The 16612-nt window shown below is 35.0% G+C and carries 15 protein-coding genes and 5 pseudogenes; 8 read left to right on the top strand and 12 right to left on the bottom strand.

The window, feature by feature from the left end:
* Positions 1–57 precede the first annotated feature (57 nt).
* The 4 genes from spoVAD to AC0VZ9_RS28920 form a co-directional block, all read right to left on the bottom strand.
* Positions 58–1068 carry a stage V sporulation protein AD gene (gene spoVAD, locus AC0VZ9_RS28935; protein WP_169189515.1) on the bottom strand — a complete coding sequence of 337 codons (1011 nt, stop codon included), beginning with the start codon at positions 1066–1068 and terminating at the stop codon, positions 58–60.
* On the bottom strand, positions 1068–1547 hold the full coding sequence (gene spoVAC, locus AC0VZ9_RS28930; protein WP_017695333.1) for a stage V sporulation protein AC: 480 nt from the start codon (positions 1545–1547) through the stop codon (positions 1068–1070). The genes spoVAD and spoVAC overlap by 1 nt, the downstream gene beginning before the upstream one ends.
* A 17-nt stretch (positions 1548–1564) precedes the next feature.
* Entirely contained in the window at positions 1565–2020 is a 456-nt protein-coding gene (locus tag AC0VZ9_RS28925) for a YhcN/YlaJ family sporulation lipoprotein (protein ID WP_160549937.1), read from the bottom strand.
* A gap of 77 nt (positions 2021–2097) precedes the next feature.
* Positions 2098–2304, bottom strand: a complete 207-nt coding sequence (locus AC0VZ9_RS28920) for a DUF1657 domain-containing protein (RefSeq protein WP_160549936.1) — start codon at positions 2302–2304, stop codon at positions 2098–2100.
* A gap of 199 nt (positions 2305–2503) precedes the next feature.
* Between AC0VZ9_RS28920 and AC0VZ9_RS28915 the strand changes: the two genes are divergently transcribed.
* The gene (locus tag AC0VZ9_RS28915; RefSeq protein WP_115596674.1) at positions 2504–3619 is read left to right on the top strand and encodes an IS4 family transposase; all 1116 of its coding nucleotides are present in this window, start codon (positions 2504–2506) and stop codon (positions 3617–3619) included.
* A 1177-nt stretch (positions 3620–4796) separates the two neighbouring features.
* Here the strand turns inward: AC0VZ9_RS28915 and AC0VZ9_RS28910 are convergent.
* The 3 genes and pseudogenes from AC0VZ9_RS28910 to AC0VZ9_RS28900 form a co-directional block, all read right to left on the bottom strand.
* Positions 4797–5091, bottom strand: a pseudogene (locus AC0VZ9_RS28910) (reverse transcriptase/maturase family protein); the annotation flags it as partial.
* A 525-nt stretch (positions 5092–5616) separates the two neighbouring features.
* A complete protein-coding gene (locus AC0VZ9_RS28905; RefSeq protein ID WP_061401039.1) occupies positions 5617–5946 on the bottom strand; it encodes a hypothetical protein in 330 nt (109 codons plus the stop codon).
* A 565-nt stretch (positions 5947–6511) separates the two neighbouring features.
* Positions 6512–7093, bottom strand: a complete 582-nt coding sequence (locus AC0VZ9_RS28900) for a DUF3231 family protein (RefSeq protein WP_475397543.1) — start codon at positions 7091–7093, stop codon at positions 6512–6514.
* 233 nt (positions 7094–7326) lie between these two features.
* On the opposite strand from AC0VZ9_RS28900, the pseudogene AC0VZ9_RS28895 reads away from it, so the two are divergent.
* The 5 genes and pseudogenes from AC0VZ9_RS28895 to AC0VZ9_RS28875 form a co-directional block, all read left to right on the top strand.
* Positions 7327–7818 (top strand): annotated as a pseudogene (locus AC0VZ9_RS28895) (recombinase family protein); the annotation flags it as partial.
* 281 nt (positions 7819–8099) lie between these two features.
* On the top strand, positions 8100–8564 hold the full coding sequence (locus AC0VZ9_RS28890) for a hypothetical protein (protein WP_475397542.1): 465 nt from the start codon (positions 8100–8102) through the stop codon (positions 8562–8564).
* A 209-nt stretch (positions 8565–8773) separates the two neighbouring features.
* Positions 8774–10269 (top strand): annotated as a pseudogene (locus AC0VZ9_RS28885) (phospholipase D-like domain-containing protein).
* A 556-nt stretch (positions 10270–10825) separates the two neighbouring features.
* Positions 10826–11038 carry a hypothetical protein gene (locus AC0VZ9_RS28880; RefSeq protein ID WP_475397541.1) on the top strand — a complete coding sequence of 71 codons (213 nt, stop codon included), beginning with the start codon at positions 10826–10828 and terminating at the stop codon, positions 11036–11038.
* Positions 11039–11054: 16 nt separating this feature from the next.
* Entirely contained in the window at positions 11055–11738 is a 684-nt protein-coding gene (locus AC0VZ9_RS28875; RefSeq protein WP_475397540.1) for a DUF421 domain-containing protein, read from the top strand.
* Positions 11739–12058: 320 nt separating this feature from the next.
* Here AC0VZ9_RS28875 and AC0VZ9_RS28870 read toward each other — a convergent pair whose 3' ends face one another.
* The 3 genes and pseudogenes from AC0VZ9_RS28870 to AC0VZ9_RS28860 all read right to left on the bottom strand — a co-directional run.
* Entirely contained in the window at positions 12059–13153 is a 1095-nt protein-coding gene (locus AC0VZ9_RS28870) for an L-dopachrome tautomerase-related protein (protein ID WP_061794307.1), read from the bottom strand.
* 176 nt (positions 13154–13329) lie between these two features.
* Positions 13330–13581: a hypothetical protein gene (locus AC0VZ9_RS28865; RefSeq protein ID WP_084347554.1), complete on the bottom strand. Its 252-nt coding sequence runs from the start codon at positions 13579–13581 to the stop codon at positions 13330–13332.
* Positions 13556–14527, bottom strand: a pseudogene (locus AC0VZ9_RS28860) (IS91 family transposase); the annotation flags it as partial. The gene AC0VZ9_RS28865 and the pseudogene AC0VZ9_RS28860, both read right to left, overlap by 26 nt.
* 91 nt (positions 14528–14618) lie before the next feature.
* On the opposite strand from AC0VZ9_RS28860, the gene AC0VZ9_RS28855 reads away from it, so the two are divergent.
* Complete coding sequence (locus AC0VZ9_RS28855; RefSeq protein ID WP_281275712.1) at positions 14619–14744, top strand: hypothetical protein; 126 nt, start codon at positions 14619–14621, stop codon at positions 14742–14744.
* Between the two features lie 42 nt (positions 14745–14786).
* Here the strand turns inward: AC0VZ9_RS28855 and AC0VZ9_RS28850 are convergent, their stop codons facing one another.
* Positions 14787–15095, bottom strand: coding sequence for a tyrosine-type recombinase/integrase (locus tag AC0VZ9_RS28850; protein ID WP_126411076.1), 309 nt, complete (start codon positions 15093–15095; stop codon positions 14787–14789).
* 224 nt (positions 15096–15319) lie between these two features.
* On the opposite strand from AC0VZ9_RS28850, the gene AC0VZ9_RS28845 reads away from it, so the two are divergent.
* Entirely contained in the window at positions 15320–15880 is a 561-nt protein-coding gene (locus AC0VZ9_RS28845) for a cupin domain-containing protein (protein ID WP_126411075.1), read from the top strand.
* 377 nt (positions 15881–16257) lie between these two features.
* On the opposite strand, the pseudogene AC0VZ9_RS28840 reads toward AC0VZ9_RS28845, so the two are convergent.
* A pseudogene (locus AC0VZ9_RS28840) lies at positions 16258–16566 on the bottom strand (DUF421 domain-containing protein); the annotation flags it as partial.
* Positions 16567–16612: the final 46 nt, after the last annotated feature.

Here is a 16612-nt window from a genome sequence, read left to right as displayed (position 1 = left end):
CCCAATGATACAAATCAAACCGCCTACAACAAAAGCCCAAAAAATAGATCATATTTATTATTCACCTCCGTATTCAATCGACACTGCATGGGCAATACAAGGAATGGTTTCATTTTGCTGAAAGGACAATGGTGAGAGTAAAGCACCTGTAGCTACGACTAACATTTTTTTAAATTCTCCTTTTTTCATGCGGTTTAATAAATGACCATAAACGACCGTTGCTGAACAGCCTGCACCACTTGCTCCTGCTAAAACAGGTTGTCCCTCCCGATAAATCATAAGACCACAATCTTGGTATTTTTCTTCACTAATAGGGATTCCGTGCTTTTTAAATAGATCCATGGAAACTTCCTGTCCAATCTGGCCCAGGTCCCCGGTTACAATTAAATCGTAATAAGATGGCTCAATATTTCGTTCCTTTAAATGGGCTTCAATGGTATCAACCGCAGCTGGCGCCATTGCTCCTCCCATATTAAATGGATCTGTTAAGCCCATATCAATCACACGTCCAATTGTGGCAGAAGTGACACGAGGTCCTTCCCCAGAATCACATAAAAGGGCGGCACCTGCACCAGTAACAGTCCATTGTGCAGTAGGTGGTTTTTGACCGCCGTACTCAGTTGGATAACGAAATTGTTTTTCAACAGCTGTATCATGACTAGATGCTCCTGTTAATAAATATTTCGCTCCTTTCGTATTCACAATATAAGCACCTAGAGCCAGTCCTTCCATAGACGTAGAGCAGGCACCGAATAAACCAAAATACGGAGCTCCAATTGTTCGACTAGCAAAACTTGTCGGAGTTATCTGGTTGATCAGATCCCCAGCTAGGATAAATTGAACTTGATCTTTTTGGATGCCCCCTTTTTCCATGGCTTTTTGACAGGCTTCTTCAAAAAGGACTTTATGTGCCTTTTCATAGGAATCCTGTCCAAGCCATAAATCAGCATGAAGGAGATCGAAATCTTCTGCGATCGCTCCGTTTGCTTCAAATGGTCCTCCAACTGTTCCAGTTGAAAGTATCACTGGTTTTTGTTCAAAAATCCATGTACGATGACCTGCCAGCATTATAAACCACCCCACTGGATTAAAATGGTTTTGATGAGGGCAATGACAAAAGCAGAAAAAACACCAAATAAAATAACCGCCCCTGCTAATTTAAACATGTTGCCGCCTACGCCCAGTACAAATCCTTCGGAACGATGCTCAATGGCAGGTGATATGACCGCATTGCCAAAACCAGTTACGGGTACAGCTGTTCCAGCCCCTCCAAATTGGGCCATTCGATCATATACACCAAAACCAGTAAGAAGCATCGTAATAAAAATTAACGTACCCACTGTCGGATTTCCGGCCGTTTGCTCAGTAAAATCAAAAAAATAAATGTAGAAGTCAGAAATACACTGACCGATCAGACAGATAAGACCACCAGTTATAAAGGCCTTTATACAATTTTTAACAACCGGTCTTTTAATCTCTCGTTGTTTTTGCAATTTTTGGTATTCCTGTTGCACAGGAGTAAGTTGTTTCTTTTGATTATTAGACATAACTCGATCCTTTCTCTTTATGTTTGTTCCTTCATTAGACTTTTCAGTTTATTTAAATCCTTTTTTAAGTTTTTCTCATTCGTATCGTTTTTTTTCAGTCTCTGTTCTATGTTTTCAAGTTCCCAGAACATTTTTTTATCACTCGAAACAAATACATTGTGATCTGGATACATTTTTTTTAAGTCAGATTTAACTGACTTCTCGATATTTTTTAATCGGAAACGGTTGAAATTTCTGACTTTTATCGCTACTAAAAGCTCATTATTTGTATTCACAGCCTTTACATCCGAAATTTCTTCCTTAGTGATAATCTTTTCTTTAGCATGATTGGCAACAGATTGATCAATTGGTTTACTTGTATGTACTTGTGAAATACTCAAATCATTATAATTATCTAACTGATTTTGGTTTCCGTTACACCCTGAACCCATTCCGATAAGGATTAAAATGAAAAATAATATTTTCACTTTCATGAAATCACCTCCATGTTTTACCAGTATTGGGATGCTAAAAAAGGTTGGCCTCTCAACCAACCTTTTCGCCATACTCATTATTGTTGTTTGTATTGAGGTTCTTCTTGTTCGATTTGTTGAACACGTGGTTCAACATTATCAATAACAGATTGGGTTTGTGTAGCAGCATCTTGATAAAGTTGCTTAGCTTGTTGATTATCCGTACTGAGAGCAAATGTTTCAAAGCTAGCTTGAGCGCTTTTTAATCCTGCTAAAGCTGTTTTAACGTCATTGATGACTGTCATGAATAACACCTCCTATGGTTGACATTAATATGGTGCTAAATAAAATATATATTTATTCACACTAGTGTTGCGTTAATTTAATTTGACTATTGGAAATACTTAAAATGTTCAATTTTATTATTTTGTGCAAAGAAAAAGTCCTTTATAATGGATAAGTCAGGTGGTAACCCGTCCAAATCCACTATAAAAGGACATACGCATGGACAAGATTACACGAAAAAATTCATTTGGACAATGGTTTTCACCAATAAACCTTCAATTATTTGAAGAACAGGTGAAAACGATGAAATTAGATTACTATACGAAAAAACTAACGACTGAGTCATTCCTTAAATTACTACTTTTTGCGCAACTACAAGAAATCGAAAGTCTGCATGCACTAAGCGATAGTCTATTCGATGACCAGCTTCAAAAAGGAATCGACCTTGATTCTATCAGTATTTCTCAGCTGTCACGCCGATTGAATGGGATGAATCCAGATATATTCCAAAGGCTTTTCCTTGATTTAGTATCACAAATTCATACCAAAACGTACTATACGAAACTTGTGATGCCGTTAAAAATTATTGATTCAAGCACGCTGCCACTCAATTTAACCAATCATAAATGGGCAAAATTTCGCAAAACAAAGGCGGGAGTAAAGTTGCATCTCCGTCTTGTGTTTATGGAAAAAGGTACTTCCTATCCTGAAAAAGCCGTTATGACAACTGCAAAAGAACATGACCGTGGTCAGCTTGAAATCATGGTGGATGACAAGGAATGCATGTATGTGTTTGATCGTGGCTATCTAGACTACGAGCGCTTTGATCGCATGACTGATGATGGCTACTTTTTTCTTTCCAGACTACGTAAAAATGCAGTCATACGGGAAGTTTTCGATTTTAACCTACCAGAGAAAGCGGCTGTTTTGTCAGACCAAATGGTATTGATTGGTACGACTCAAAACCGTGCTGAAAATTACTTTCGCCTTCTAAAAGTGATGGATTCAAAAGGAAATGAACTCCAGCTTATTACGAATCGTTTTGATTTGAGTGCCGAAGAAATTTCGGAGATGTACAAATCTCGCTGGGCAATTGAGCTATTTTTTAAGTGGATTAAACAACATCTCAGCATCAAAAAATTCTACGGTCAAAGCGAATGGGCAGTTCAAAATCAAGTGTTTATCGCACTGATTGTTTTTTGCCTACATGTTCTCGTACAAATCGAAACAAAAAGTAAGCGAAAAACCTTACAAATTAGCCGTTATTTAAGGGCTGCATTGTGGAAACCAGCGAATATCTGGCTTCGAAAGATTGAAGGAAAAGCCATCCCTTAAATAAACAAATTGTCGTTGTCGCACAGGTCTAATTGTAAATAAAATCCAAATGGATGGAGCCACCTTTAATAGGGTATTTACCTTTTTGGCTCTAATCAAGAAAGATGATTAAACTGAAAATTATGACATTATTTATACAACACTAGTGATCAATATTAAAAAATTCAAATATGAAATATTTTAATGTTTTTGGTAAAAATACATTTTGTAAGTAAAACTCTGCGAGAGGAAGGGTAGTGAAAATTGAAAATCACGCTTTTTTACAAAAGTGATTAAAATTCAGTTGATTTATTCATGGTTACTGTGAGTTTTAGTCCAAACATAGACATATTTGCTTTTTGTTTTAGAAATGGAGTAATAGTTGCAGGTTTGTGTTATAAATTATTTAACATACGAAAGTGGAAAATTATCAAAGGAGAATAGGAAATATGCATAAAGATTATAGTGAAATGGTTTTAGGACCAAAACCACGGGCTAGACAAAAGAATTTTTTTGTAAGTTTAGAGGAGAGTTTTAAAAATCCTATTATACATAAGGAAATTCATGGCGATAAAGTGTATGTTCCCTTAGATCTAAGTAGGATTTGGGACAGGATACATTAAAATAAGCATATTCATTTGTGTATAGCAACTTCTAGGGTAATTGAGGGACAAGGTGAAAGGACACTTTCGTTTTAGGGTAATAGAATTATCCTAAGTGTTAGAGTAGCCAATAGGGACAATGCCCCTATGTCCCACCCACATACACTCAAGGACATTTACATCAATTTAAATAAAGGGTCTCAGAATCAATAAGAAACGCATTTTTTCTATTGGCTATCATAATCATATAATCATCCCGTCTTCCAAAAATGTAAGTAGGACATATTTTTGGAATAACAAAAGTTCCAACTTCAATTTTTAGCTCCTTCTGGCTACTTCATTCCTAAAATAGATAGTAACGCTCTTCCTAAAAGAAATAATCTTTTAAAAATAAATTTCCTCAAGAAAGAAGCCTCCTTACAAAAGCACTATATAGGTCACGCTGGTAAAACTTAAATCATACATAAGCCAATCGCTGCCCAATATGCTTGAACGAAAAATCAAGATTCTCTTTTTTTATCACTCATAGTATCCCCCTCACTTCCTCATCCTCCCTTATATACCATAATATTGTCCATCATAGTTAAGAAGTTAGTGTCACTAAGTCTCCTATATTCAGGGTTTCGATTTCTTCTTTCCCCTTTTGTAAAAGACCGGGTTAATTCCCTTATGAACTGATCTAGTTCATTTAGATAGATGTTTGCTAAAATCGAACTGATGATTCCACCCTGCGGAGTCCCGCTGAATGTGTGTTGTGATATATCCATTTCTCCTATAACCGGCACGTAAGAATTTCCAGATAAGGTGGATGAATTTTTCATCTTGGATTCTTCTTTTCAGAATATCTACCAACTTGTGATGATTAATGTTATCGAAGAAGCTTTCAATATCATAATCACATATCTAATTATCACCCTCAATATAGAGCAACAAATCAAACAACCATTTGAAATCACAAGTGTTAAATATTATTGCCCCTTTTGTAAAATATGAATTAGAAAAAGCAAAAGATACGTATATGTCCATGCATTGGAGGAAGTTGCTGCAATGACCTATTTAATTGGTAAAGGTATGGACCCACAGACCACTTATATAACGAATCGAATCTTGGGAAATTAATGAAATGTTTAAAAAATGACTAGTTGATATGATCCATGCTATAGAGGAAAAACTAGTAGAAATGATTTAAAATGTTTAAAAGTATTTTTAAACTGTCAGCTCGAAAACAGTGGACTTGATGTTTATTAGGAGGACATTTCTTTTATCTGGACCTAAGGAGAATTACATAATAAATAGAGTAATGGGCAGCTTTAAAGCTGTCAATTACTCTATTTCCCACTTTTGTCATCTTCTCCTACAAGAAGCAGTTCTAAACAAACGGTGTTGAAACTTATTACTCTATACCTTTTTAAATCATTATTCATCTATATCATCTGTGTCGTTTACATCTTTAGGATCTTCAATTAGTTCTTCAGCATCAGGCACTAAATCAGCTTCATCATCTTTATTTTCATCTACATTATCTAGGTCATTTGCATCTTTAGGATCTTCAATTGGCTCTTCTGTATCAGGGTCCACATCATTTTCATCTATATTATCCGGGTCATTTACATCTTCAGGATCTTCAATTGGTTCTTCTGTATCAGGTGGTGGTGGATCATTATCCTCTTCTACATTATTACACCCCATTAACATGATGGCAGATAGAAAAACTGCTGTTAATAGTCTTAACCACTTTAGATTCATTTTTTACCGCCCTTTCTATCGTCATTTATATTCCTAAATTATTTTCTCCGTTTATTATTTTTTTATTCTAATTTTTATTCTACAGGTTATAAGCATTACCCAAGCTAAGCCTCCATTAAGTTGGACAATACAATGAGGTGAAGTTTTGGGAGTAATTAATGCTAGGGAATCAGATATTGCCTCTTTTTAGGAAGATTATTAAGAGCTGAAGGTGATAAGGAGATGTTACTGTTACTAGTTGGGAACGTTGGAATAAACAAAAAAGGATATGATGATAAGTCATATTGTTAATAAAATGAAATTAGAAACTGAATCGTACTATAAGCTTTGAAAGCTTCAAAAAGGGGGGCCTGGATTTAAGATAATAAATTTGCCATTAAAGGGGGAATTTACCAGTTCAAATGCCTAATGCAGCACATACGGAGTATTAGGAGGAGGGTTAAACAGACAAATCATATATTTACGTCTTAAATCAGCAGCCATCGAACTGGAATATACTATACGTAAAATTACATAATAAAGTTTGTTTTTCATTCGCCATTTAGTTTGCTCCAAATTCAAGTACTTAGGATTTGTAAAATTCATTCCTATCAATCGGTTGAGGGGGTTTCTCCATCCATCCGCGTTCAACTAAAATGTTAAATCCTTCCCCACCGTACTTCATTACATCCACAACGAATAGGGACCACACAGCTGCTAAATCCTTTCTCATTGTAATAGATAGAGCGTATCCGAGAGCAGAAACACCAACTTGATTTGAAGAACCAATGAAAAACATAATTAACCTTTCGGAAAATGGTAATGTTGTTGAATCGGTTACCTCCATAGTCAGGGGGGTACCCATGAAATTATAATTTTCCTTCAAAAATTTTGAAAATGCTTCTATTTGTCTTTCAGTAAGTTTTTTTCCTTTTAATAAGTAATCTTTTATTTCTTTGTCTTTCATTACCTGTATTAATCCCATTAAAAGAACTAGACCAATTGTATTTCTTTCAACTGCTGCAAAAAGTTCTCCTATTTCTAAAGTATTTAAAGGTCTTTTCTCACCAAACCATGTATTTATTAACGATGGATTGTGTTGTATAAATTCTACACTTTTTGGGTATTCCATATTTGGTGGTCTATCATTTAAACCTTTTAAACTCATAAGATTTAACGCTTTCCCATGTAATTCTGTTTCACTATATGGGGTACAGCCAACATTTCGGAAATTTTGTACGCTAAGCAAATTTCAATCTAAAAAAGCCGATATCCTTGATGGATTCGACTTTTTTTATATGGATTTCTATTTGCTCCTAATTTTTTTAATTACAAATACTAAAACTGCAAACAGTATTACAAATATTATTATTGTTTTCATTTATATTCACCTCAAAAGAAGAAGCTATATACGAAGAAAAAGTTTCTGGAGCAACAAAGGATCGCGAGCAACTTCAAAAAATGTTAGAGGATCTACAGGAAGATGACATCATTTATGTTACAGACTTAACTCGAATTACTCGTAGCACACAAGACCTATTTGAATTAATCGATAACATACGGAAAAAAAAAGCAAGCTTAAAATCACTAAAAGATACATGGCTAGATTTATCAGATGATAATCCATACAGCCAATTCTTAATTACAGTAATGGCTGGTGTTAACCAATTAGAGCGAGATCTTATTCGTATGCGACAACGTGAAGGGATTGAGTTGGCTAAGAAAGAAGGAAAGTTTAAAGGTCGGTTAAAGAAATATCATAAAAATCACGCAGGAATGAATTATGCAGTTAAGCTATATAAAGAAGGAAATATGACTGTAAATCAAATTTGCGAAATTACAAATGTGTCTAGAGCTTCATTATATAGAAAGCTATCAGAAGAGAACAAATAGTCCTTCCTTACCCCATATTCCAGAAAAGGCCATATAGTTGAATAAACAACTTTTTGTCACGTGATTTTTGATTCCATCACGAGTGATTTCTTAAAAGTTAACAACTATTTTTTGAATGAGCTGCATTTTTCAACGGAAGGATGAGGCTTCTAACCGTTAAAAGTAAACATATTCAGCTTGTGGTGCATATACTGGATTGGTCCTTTATATAGGGTAGTAAATAAGATATCTAATCCTTTATTCTTCAGAACATAAACTTTAAATTTAGGGGGAGATTAGTATTGCAAACTGCACAGCAAACAATGGTTAGTATTCCATTCCCATCAGTATGGGGTATCCATGCTGCTATAGCTGGTAAACCAATCGTTTGGGGCGTACTCAACATTAACTCTATTACAGATAACAGGGTAATTGGTACGGTTAATTTTCGTGGTACACCTATTCCTATTAGTGGATATTGGGATGAGAATACTAAACAGATAAGATTTGATTCACCTTATGCTATGTTCTCCGGTACATTAACTATCATTGATGATGCTCCAATTAGAATTCGACATTTTATTTTAAATGGACGATTTATTATGAAACCTCCTTCTTTACAAGCAGGCGAATACGGAACATGGATTGCTACAACCGATAGAGCTCTTACCGGATATCCCGTAATTAGTGGTACCTTGCCCCCTGTTGGAGTCTTTTTAACATCAAATATACTTAGTCAGCTACAGCAGAATTATGTAAGATTTTAGGTTTAAATGGAATAAATGTAAAACGAACCTCCTTTTTTGTTTTTCGATACATCTCCAACATTAAATTTCCTGTGACAAAACAAACTAATTACAAAATTATTTGAGGTGTCTCATGAGAAAAGGTTAATCTAAACAATTCCTCGTATTCCAAACGTATACTTGCTACATAGTTTGTACATGTTAAGGGAAAAACTAAGGAGGAATTTTAGTTGGAGTGGATTTTTTTTCTATACCTGTTAAATACGTTCTTTATCTTATTCATAGCAATTTGGGAAGTACGTAGGCCTGCCAAGGCATTGAATTGGATAATAATCGTCCTTCTTTTGCCAGTCATTGGTTTCTTGCTTTATCTTAGCGTATCAAACCCTCTAAGTTTATTCATCGAAAAAGATTGAACTCTTCTAAAAATGAATCTAACAAATTACCTGAGACATTCGGTGATTCAGCATCGGTAATTGCCGATGCTTTACGGCATTTCACTGTGAATGGGCTTCGAATGGGCCAAGTCCAAGTGTTTAACAATGGAATAGCAAAATATGAACAACTCCTTGAATCCCTGCAAAAAGCCCAAAAAACAATTGATCTGGAATATTTCATATATCGGAATGACCAAATTGGTAATCGCATCACAGAACTGCTAATCGAAAAAGCAGTAAATGGAGTGCAGGTTCGTTTTATGAGAGATGGCTTGGGGAGTTATAAATTCCCGCGTGAAAAAATCCGGCAGATGGTGGAAGCAGGGATAGAATGCAGGACAATATTTCCTTTACGATTTCCCTGGATTTTGTCCAATTGGAATTATCGGGATCATTGTAAGATGGCCATAATCGACGGAAAGATAGCTTTTAATGGTGGCATTAACGTAGGATATGAATATACAGGATTGAAGCCTGACGTTGGCTTCTGGCGGGATACTCATTTGCAAGTCATAGGAGAAGCATAAGCCGATTTGCTGACTGTCTTTGATGTTCATTGGGAAATCGCTGTGCCGGAACGGATAAAATCAAAAACAAATTTGAAAACAAAATCAAAGGTAACGAAAATCAATTCAATCGGCAGAGCAGATCATTCCAAATGGTCAGCCTAATTGGGATCAGAGTTGAGCACCCTTGATGATAAAGAAATGGACATATCCGCAAAAACTAGGACATTGCATAAAGCGTATATCCATACGTTGGAAAGAAACCCTGGAATTCCTACCCCAGTCATTCGGCAAGCTTACTTTATATGTATAACACAGGCGACCAAGACTATTGATTTAACAACACCCTATTTTGTACCAGAAACGGATATTATCATGGCATTAAAGACAGCAGTAGCTCGTGGTGTGCACGTAAGATTGCTGGTTCCTCGCCACATTGATCAAAAAAGCGTGGGCTATGCAAGTCGTACCTATTACGGGGAACTTATAGAAGCTGGGGTCCAAATCTACCAGTACAATAAAGGAATGTTACATGCGAAACTGATGATCATTGATGAGGAAATTGCAGAAGTAGGCGCAGCAAACTATGATATGAGAAGTTTTCGCCTGAATTATGAGGTGTGTCAAGTCGTGTACAGTGCTGATGTGGCAAGGGAACTCACAGAGCAGTTCGAGAGGGATCTTACTGATTCTGTACCATTAAGAATTGAAGACTTGTTGCAACGATCCCTGACCGAGCGCATTGTTGAACAAGGTGCTCGTCTGCTTTCTCCATTATTATAAGTTGATGTATCCTGTTTTTATTGTTCTATCTTAAATCTAGATTTAACTTTGTTTTTAATATATTTCTGACTTATTTGAAAAAAAGTCGAAAACCCGTGTATTATAAGAACTTCCAACATGGGTTTTTTCTTATTTACGATGGAATTTTATTACTAAAAAACGGTAATACTAAAAAGGCAGCTCAAAGAGTTTGAATTCAAAAATATCTGTTACCTTTTCATTTAAATATAGAGGTGATATCAATAGATAATATATTTGAAAATCTTAAGGAAATACGTTTATTAGAAGATAAGCTCTATCATTTAGAATTAAATGGTTGGCTAAAAAATGAGTTTTTAACTTGGGAATGGTGGATACTAGTCGTTTTTTTAGTTGTGCCTTGGGTTATATGGGCTAAACTTGTTAAACGAGACATTATTTTAGAAATTTTGTTATTTGGTACCATAATTATCATAACAACAACCTTATTAGATGTAGTTGGCTTACAATATAGGTTTTGGGATTATCCAATTGCATTCTACCTATTATTCCTAGGGCCTTTCCCTTTGATTTTTCAATGATACCTGTAGCTTACATGTTGTTATATCAATATTTTAGAACATGGAAAATTTTTGTAATCGCACAAATCACTATGGTACTCACATACGCCTTTATTGGTGAACCTTTTTCCGAGAGGGTCGAACTTGTGTATTATTATGAGTGGAGATACAGTTATTCATTCATATATTACATCATTGTTGGAATTGTAACTCAACTAAGTAAAATTTAAATTGGAGGAAAAAACTTTGGAAGAAGTTAATATTGGTTTACTGACGATCAAAGTCATCGTTGGTTTTGCAACTTTACTTTTTATCATTATCATAACAGGCAGAACATCCATCTATCAGTTAACCCCGTTTCACTTAGTTTTTGTGTTAGTACTTGGAGATCTTTTAGGAAATACCATTTATGAAGATAAGGTAGGGATTTTTCATTTTTTATATGCCATCGGATTGTGGACGTTTCTTATGTTTGGAATAGAGTTTATGACTCTAAAAAATAAATCGACACGTTCTCTCTTATTAGGCAATCCTAACATCATCATTCGAGATGGTGTTATGGACAGAAAGTTACTTACAAAGAACAAATTGGATGTAAATCAAGTATTGAGTATACTCCGTCAAAATAATGTCTTTTCAGTTCGCGAAGTCAAATACGGTATATTGGAAGCTAATGGGCAAATAAGTTTATTATTAAAATCCAAGTATCAAAAACCAGACAAGCAAGATCTCAATCTTCCAGAAAGTCCAGTAGACCTCCCAACATCGTTAATTATAGATGGGGAAATTTTATGGGATAATTTACATGAACTCGGATTTGATCAACAGTGGTTAGATAACCAATTAACTACCAATGGATATGATAATGTAAAGCGTATACTTTACGCAGATTGGCGAGAGAGTGAAGGCATACATGTAAGTCCTAAATAAAATTTGTTAGGATAAGAGCACATCAATTTTCTTGGTGAATATAAACTTTAGTCTTCAACAATCAGGCGCTTTAATGAAGTAACTAAAGCCTAATTTTTCACTTATAACACCGAGAAATTAGACTTTTTATATTTTGATTTCCTTAACGTTGTAAATCCGCACTTTCCTGACGCTACCCCATGTACAAAAAAAATGTTCAACCAGATATATCGTAAGTCCGAAAATAAATACAGAATTGAACTTACCAACATTATAAAAATTTCCAGGAACAGTTTAACATTTACCAAATAAACTGTTCCTAATTTTAAGTTTATTTATTATCAAAAGGTCGGAGCAGGAAATTCATCAATTTTGATACGAAGTAAACTATAAGGTTTCTGTCGTAAGTCTTTTCCATAATGAAATCTAGGCTGTCGATGTAATTGGTTCACAATGACATACAAATATTGATCCGGACCAATTGAAAAAGTATCCGGCCACAACATTCTCGGGTCATGTATGATCGTTTCCATTGTGCCATTTGGCAATATCTTGCGGATACAGTTGTGTTCATAATCTCCAGCATAAACAGTTCCCTTTGCATCAGTGATCATTCCATCAGATGCACCTTTTTCTCCCCAATACTCCACATGATAAGGTAATTCCATGTCCGGTATGCTTCTGTCTCTCAGGGCTTCTGTTGTGATCGAGAACAGATGACGACTGGTTAGTGGACAAAAAAATAATACCCTTCCATCAGGCGAAATCGCAATACCGTCAGAAGCCAGTCTAAATGGAGAAGTACTGCCATCTTTATTTCGATTCATTAATACTTTTCCTTCTACTTTCGGTATAAAATAGGGATCGGGTGAAGTTGAATTTGCCCCATTTAACCGTCTGAAGGCGTTTCCATCTGCTAAATCTACGACGATTATAGCTCCTGGTCCTGTTGAAGAAGAATCCGTTATATAAGCATACCCTGCTTTTCCAACACGAAAATCAAAACGGACATCATTCAAATAAGTTGTAGGCAGGACAACATCTTCTGTAAAGGTATATACTTTTCTTATTGTATTCGTTTCTAGATCAACAGCGACTAATTTTGCCCCCCCTTTAATAGGTTCAGAAAAATTGGGTGCAGCTGTATCTAATACCCAAAGTGTTCCCCTTCCATCAGCAACTACACTTTGGACACTGATAAAAGTCCTTGTAAAATTCTCGGGGTTAACCAAATTGGTTTGTAAATTAGGATAAGGCTGCAATTTATCCTCAACAATTTCCGCCACCGTAAATTTAACATCGTCTCCCCATTTCGGGAAGCAAATGAAAATACGACCGGTTTCTGAAACAGTAACACCTGTAGGCATAGCCCCATAAAATGGATAAACCAGTTCAAAATTACCGAAATATTTTTCACTAGGTAACATAGGTATCATCATATCCTCCTTAAGCATCAAACGGGATATCACCTATATATGATTTATATTTTTTCTAGTGCATGTTTCTTAATAAGTTTTTTTCTATAAAACATTAACCTCTATCGATTCAACAACTAAAGTCGGTCGGAAGAACAAAATCGCTAACGCGACTTAAATCACGTCCCAAGTGAAGATTATTCACTTGGGATATTTCTCGCTCGTCTCATTGTTCCGTTACAAAAAGGACAGACTACTTCTACTTCTTCATTTTCCTTTAAATCAAAATGGAACTCTTCAACCACATATTCTGGAACCTCATCTTCTTTTCCACAATCCATGCATTTAAAAATAATTATTTTCATATCCTCATTTAATCCAAATGGATCTTCTTCTAGCCATTTAAGAAAATCCTTACTCATATCATCCTGCTCTTTGTTTTTGACCAAGATTAATCCTCCTTACCGTTTTAACAGATTCTAAATCCTCCATATAATGATACAAGAATCCATAATCTGCATGCCAGATCTCCACTAGGTCCATCTCACGATGGCAATGAGGACAGATAAAAGGATCTTTATCAAAAGCTTCAATCATTCTTTGTCTATAAGTTTTTTTCTTCTTTTTTCTTTCTAATAACAACGACAGTTGTTTGGTTCTCATAAAAGCATAAAGACTCAACACTTGATTTGCCTTTTTATATGACCTTCTGCTGTACAAACCAAAACGACCAACCATTCGAAAATGCTTGGGACAAATGTGTTGTAATAGATTATATAAGAATTGATACACGGATAAGGTCTCATCAACTCGCTTTTTTGTTTGATGGTCCTCATACCAAAAATGAACAGTCTTTCCGTCGTACTTAATGATTCGATACTCTGCAATGGCCGGCCTAGCTAGGTATCTTCCAATGTATTTTGCAGCTCCTTTTGCATCTTTCATTTTTTGTTCTGCATTTACATAGAAGCCCTTTTGATACCTTTTGTATAAGTCGTTAATAAGATTATGTACCTTTGGGTTATTAGGAAACCATGATTTCAGTAAATCCATTAACACCTTTTGCCATGATTTTCTCAAGTATTCGTATGGAATAAATTCAGTCGGCACCCACTCATTACGATTATCTAAAGCTCCTTCTGTTACTAACGCATGAATATGGGGATTAAACTTTAGGTCTCTTCCAAATGTATGAATAACCGTAATAACACCAACTTTTAAGTGGCGTTTTTTACTCTTATGCTCAAAATAATATTGGAAAACCTCAGCTACCTTTTTACTCAGTTCATTTAATTTTTTTCGATCTTCAAAAAAGACTTTTCGTAATTCCTTCGGAATTGTAAATACCATATGTCGATGAGGAACATTAAAAATCATTTCCTGCTGCTTTTCAGACCTATGACCTGCAGCTTATAAAAGAAGAAAATCGCTGGTTTGTTAAGGAAATGAAAAATCAATAATTACGATAATAGGAGGGTGCAAGATTATGAATTTCGGAGAAAATATTCAAACTTGGTTTTCTACTCAAATTGGAGCTTTGTTTATGGTTATTATTGGAGCTGTCGCTATCTATTTCTTAGTAAAAAGAGAGTTTTTTAGTGTGTATTTTTAACTTAATAGACGAACATTATCAAGCCTTTTAGGCAATGACTTCCTATGGAAGCTGAGGGCTTAACACTTGTTCCAATCCAGCTAGGTGACTATACTTTCGAAACATATTGTTAGCCGTCATACGGCTTAACTTTGGTCCTTTGTTAGATAAAAATAAATAAGGACTGTCTGTATACTTATGTTTTTTTCGTAATTCCAAGTAATCTTTTAAAGCTTGAATGACTTTTTGATTTAAAAGTACAGTACGCTGTTTGTCTCCCTTACCAGAACGAATGACTAACTCTGATGATAATAAGTGTAAATCTCGACTAATCTCAATACTTAAAGCTTCACTAATCCGGCAGCCTGTAATAAACGAGTATTTAAAACAGAATCAGAAATTGAACGGTTGACTAGACAATAAAAAATTAGCTTAGATTTGATATTTGTTCGTTATTTATATATCACGCTTTCTTCTTAAATTGAATATATATGGTTGTATAAAAAAATAAACGTCCAAGTCACCCTGAATCTAAGTAAATTTCCTAAACATAGTGCATAGGATAATTTTATAAATCTGTGAAGGGAATGAGAAAGATGTACTATTTTCCTTATATTTATCCATATCCTTATTATGTTAACGTGCCAATGTATAACTATGGAAGACAGCCTGTTTACTGGACTATTCCTAATGAGATAGAGTATGCTAAACAATTAGGTTTTTTACAATCGTCAAAGGGAAGAGGTAAAATCAAGTTAAAAGATTATGGACCAGAACCGTTTGTAGTTAATATCAATGCGGCTGCAAAACAAAACAATACGTATCGTACTGCTTTATGGACAGGAAAACATTTGCAAGTTACATTGATGAGTATCAATGTTGGAGAAGATATTGGTTTGGAAATTCACCCTAACGTTGATCAATTCTTACGTATTGAACAAGGTCAAGGAATTGTTCAAATGGGCAAGAGTAAAGATAATTTAAACTTTGAAAGAAAAGTCTATGATGACTCTGCCATTATGATACCTGCTGGAACATGGCACAACGTAATCAATACAGGTAATATCCCGCTAAAACTTTACTCGATATATGCACCTCCACAACATCCACATGGTACTGTACATGTAACAAAAGTCGATGCCATGGTAGCTGAATAAAACTACTGTGAGTAATAAAAAGAGGAACGTAAAATATATTATTAGAATTGTTCTTACGAAATTAGAGAACTATTTTGTTACTATTTTATATATTTGTTATTCAATTAACCTGCTCTTATCTACAGTATCAGCGACAAAATGTTGATATAATGCACCTTATATCTTTGTGTTCATGTAGTAATAGATACACGTTTTAAGGGCTTGACTTGAGTCCCCTGTGGGTACAATTGATCCTGTGAAGGTTGTAGCAGTTTTTCCATCAGGCAACGAGCCTATCTATCACACCTACCGCGCTTTCGCTTACTGTCCTTGAAGTTTAGTCTGGAAGAAGTACACTTCCACACTAAACTTCAAGGTTGTTTCTTTCTCCAGTTACCCCTACTTTTCCTTAAATTTTTATATATAATTTTGCTATGTTTAATAAGAATAGTCGGGTTCCCGATAATAAAACGGTTTAACCAATTCAATAAACTTAACTTTGATATAAATAGATGAACGCATGTTATAACAATGATTCCAATAATCCCCTCCATCACTCCTTCTACTTTAATTGATCCAAAAGCTAAATAAGCTAAAAAAATAATGGCTCCAAAATCATAGGGGGTAAGTTGTGCTAGTGCGGATTTCCCTAAAAGTTTTACGGCTAAAATAAACACAATAAATACATGGGGTAGCGTCAGGAAAATGCGGTTATCTTAACCATCCAAAACGGATGACTTTACAGTATTCAAT

The organism is Cytobacillus sp. QJM3NY_8 (assembly GCF_056173585.1).
This window is presented reverse-complemented; position numbering and strand designations above follow the sequence as displayed.

Excerpts from the sequence above, each read along its gene's own strand:
- spoVAD (WP_169189515.1), bottom strand. The coding sequence starts at position 1,068 with ATGCTGGCAGGTCATCGTACATGGATTTTTGAACAAAAACCAGTGATA.
- spoVAC (WP_017695333.1), bottom strand. The coding sequence starts at position 1,547 with ATGTCTAATAATCAAAAGAAACAACTTACTCCTGTGCAACAGGAATAC.
- AC0VZ9_RS28925 (WP_160549937.1), bottom strand. The coding sequence starts at position 2,020 with ATGAAAGTGAAAATATTATTTTTCATTTTAATCCTTATCGGAATGGGT.
- AC0VZ9_RS28920 (WP_160549936.1), bottom strand. The coding sequence starts at position 2,304 with ATGACAGTCATCAATGACGTTAAAACAGCTTTAGCAGGATTAAAAAGC.
- AC0VZ9_RS28915 (WP_115596674.1), top strand. The coding sequence starts at position 2,504 with ATGGACAAGATTACACGAAAAAATTCATTTGGACAATGGTTTTCACCA.
- AC0VZ9_RS28905 (WP_061401039.1), bottom strand. The coding sequence starts at position 5,946 with ATGAATCTAAAGTGGTTAAGACTATTAACAGCAGTTTTTCTATCTGCC.
- AC0VZ9_RS28900 (WP_475397543.1), bottom strand. The coding sequence starts at position 7,093 with ATGAGTTTAAAAGGTTTAAATGATAGACCACCAAATATGGAATACCCA.
- AC0VZ9_RS28880 (WP_475397541.1), top strand. The coding sequence starts at position 10,826 with ATGATACCTGTAGCTTACATGTTGTTATATCAATATTTTAGAACATGG.
- AC0VZ9_RS28870 (WP_061794307.1), bottom strand. The coding sequence starts at position 13,153 with ATGATACCTATGTTACCTAGTGAAAAATATTTCGGTAATTTTGAACTG.
- AC0VZ9_RS28855 (WP_281275712.1), top strand. The coding sequence starts at position 14,619 with ATGAATTTCGGAGAAAATATTCAAACTTGGTTTTCTACTCAAATTGGA.
- AC0VZ9_RS28845 (WP_126411075.1), top strand. The coding sequence starts at position 15,320 with ATGTACTATTTTCCTTATATTTATCCATATCCTTATTATGTTAACGTG.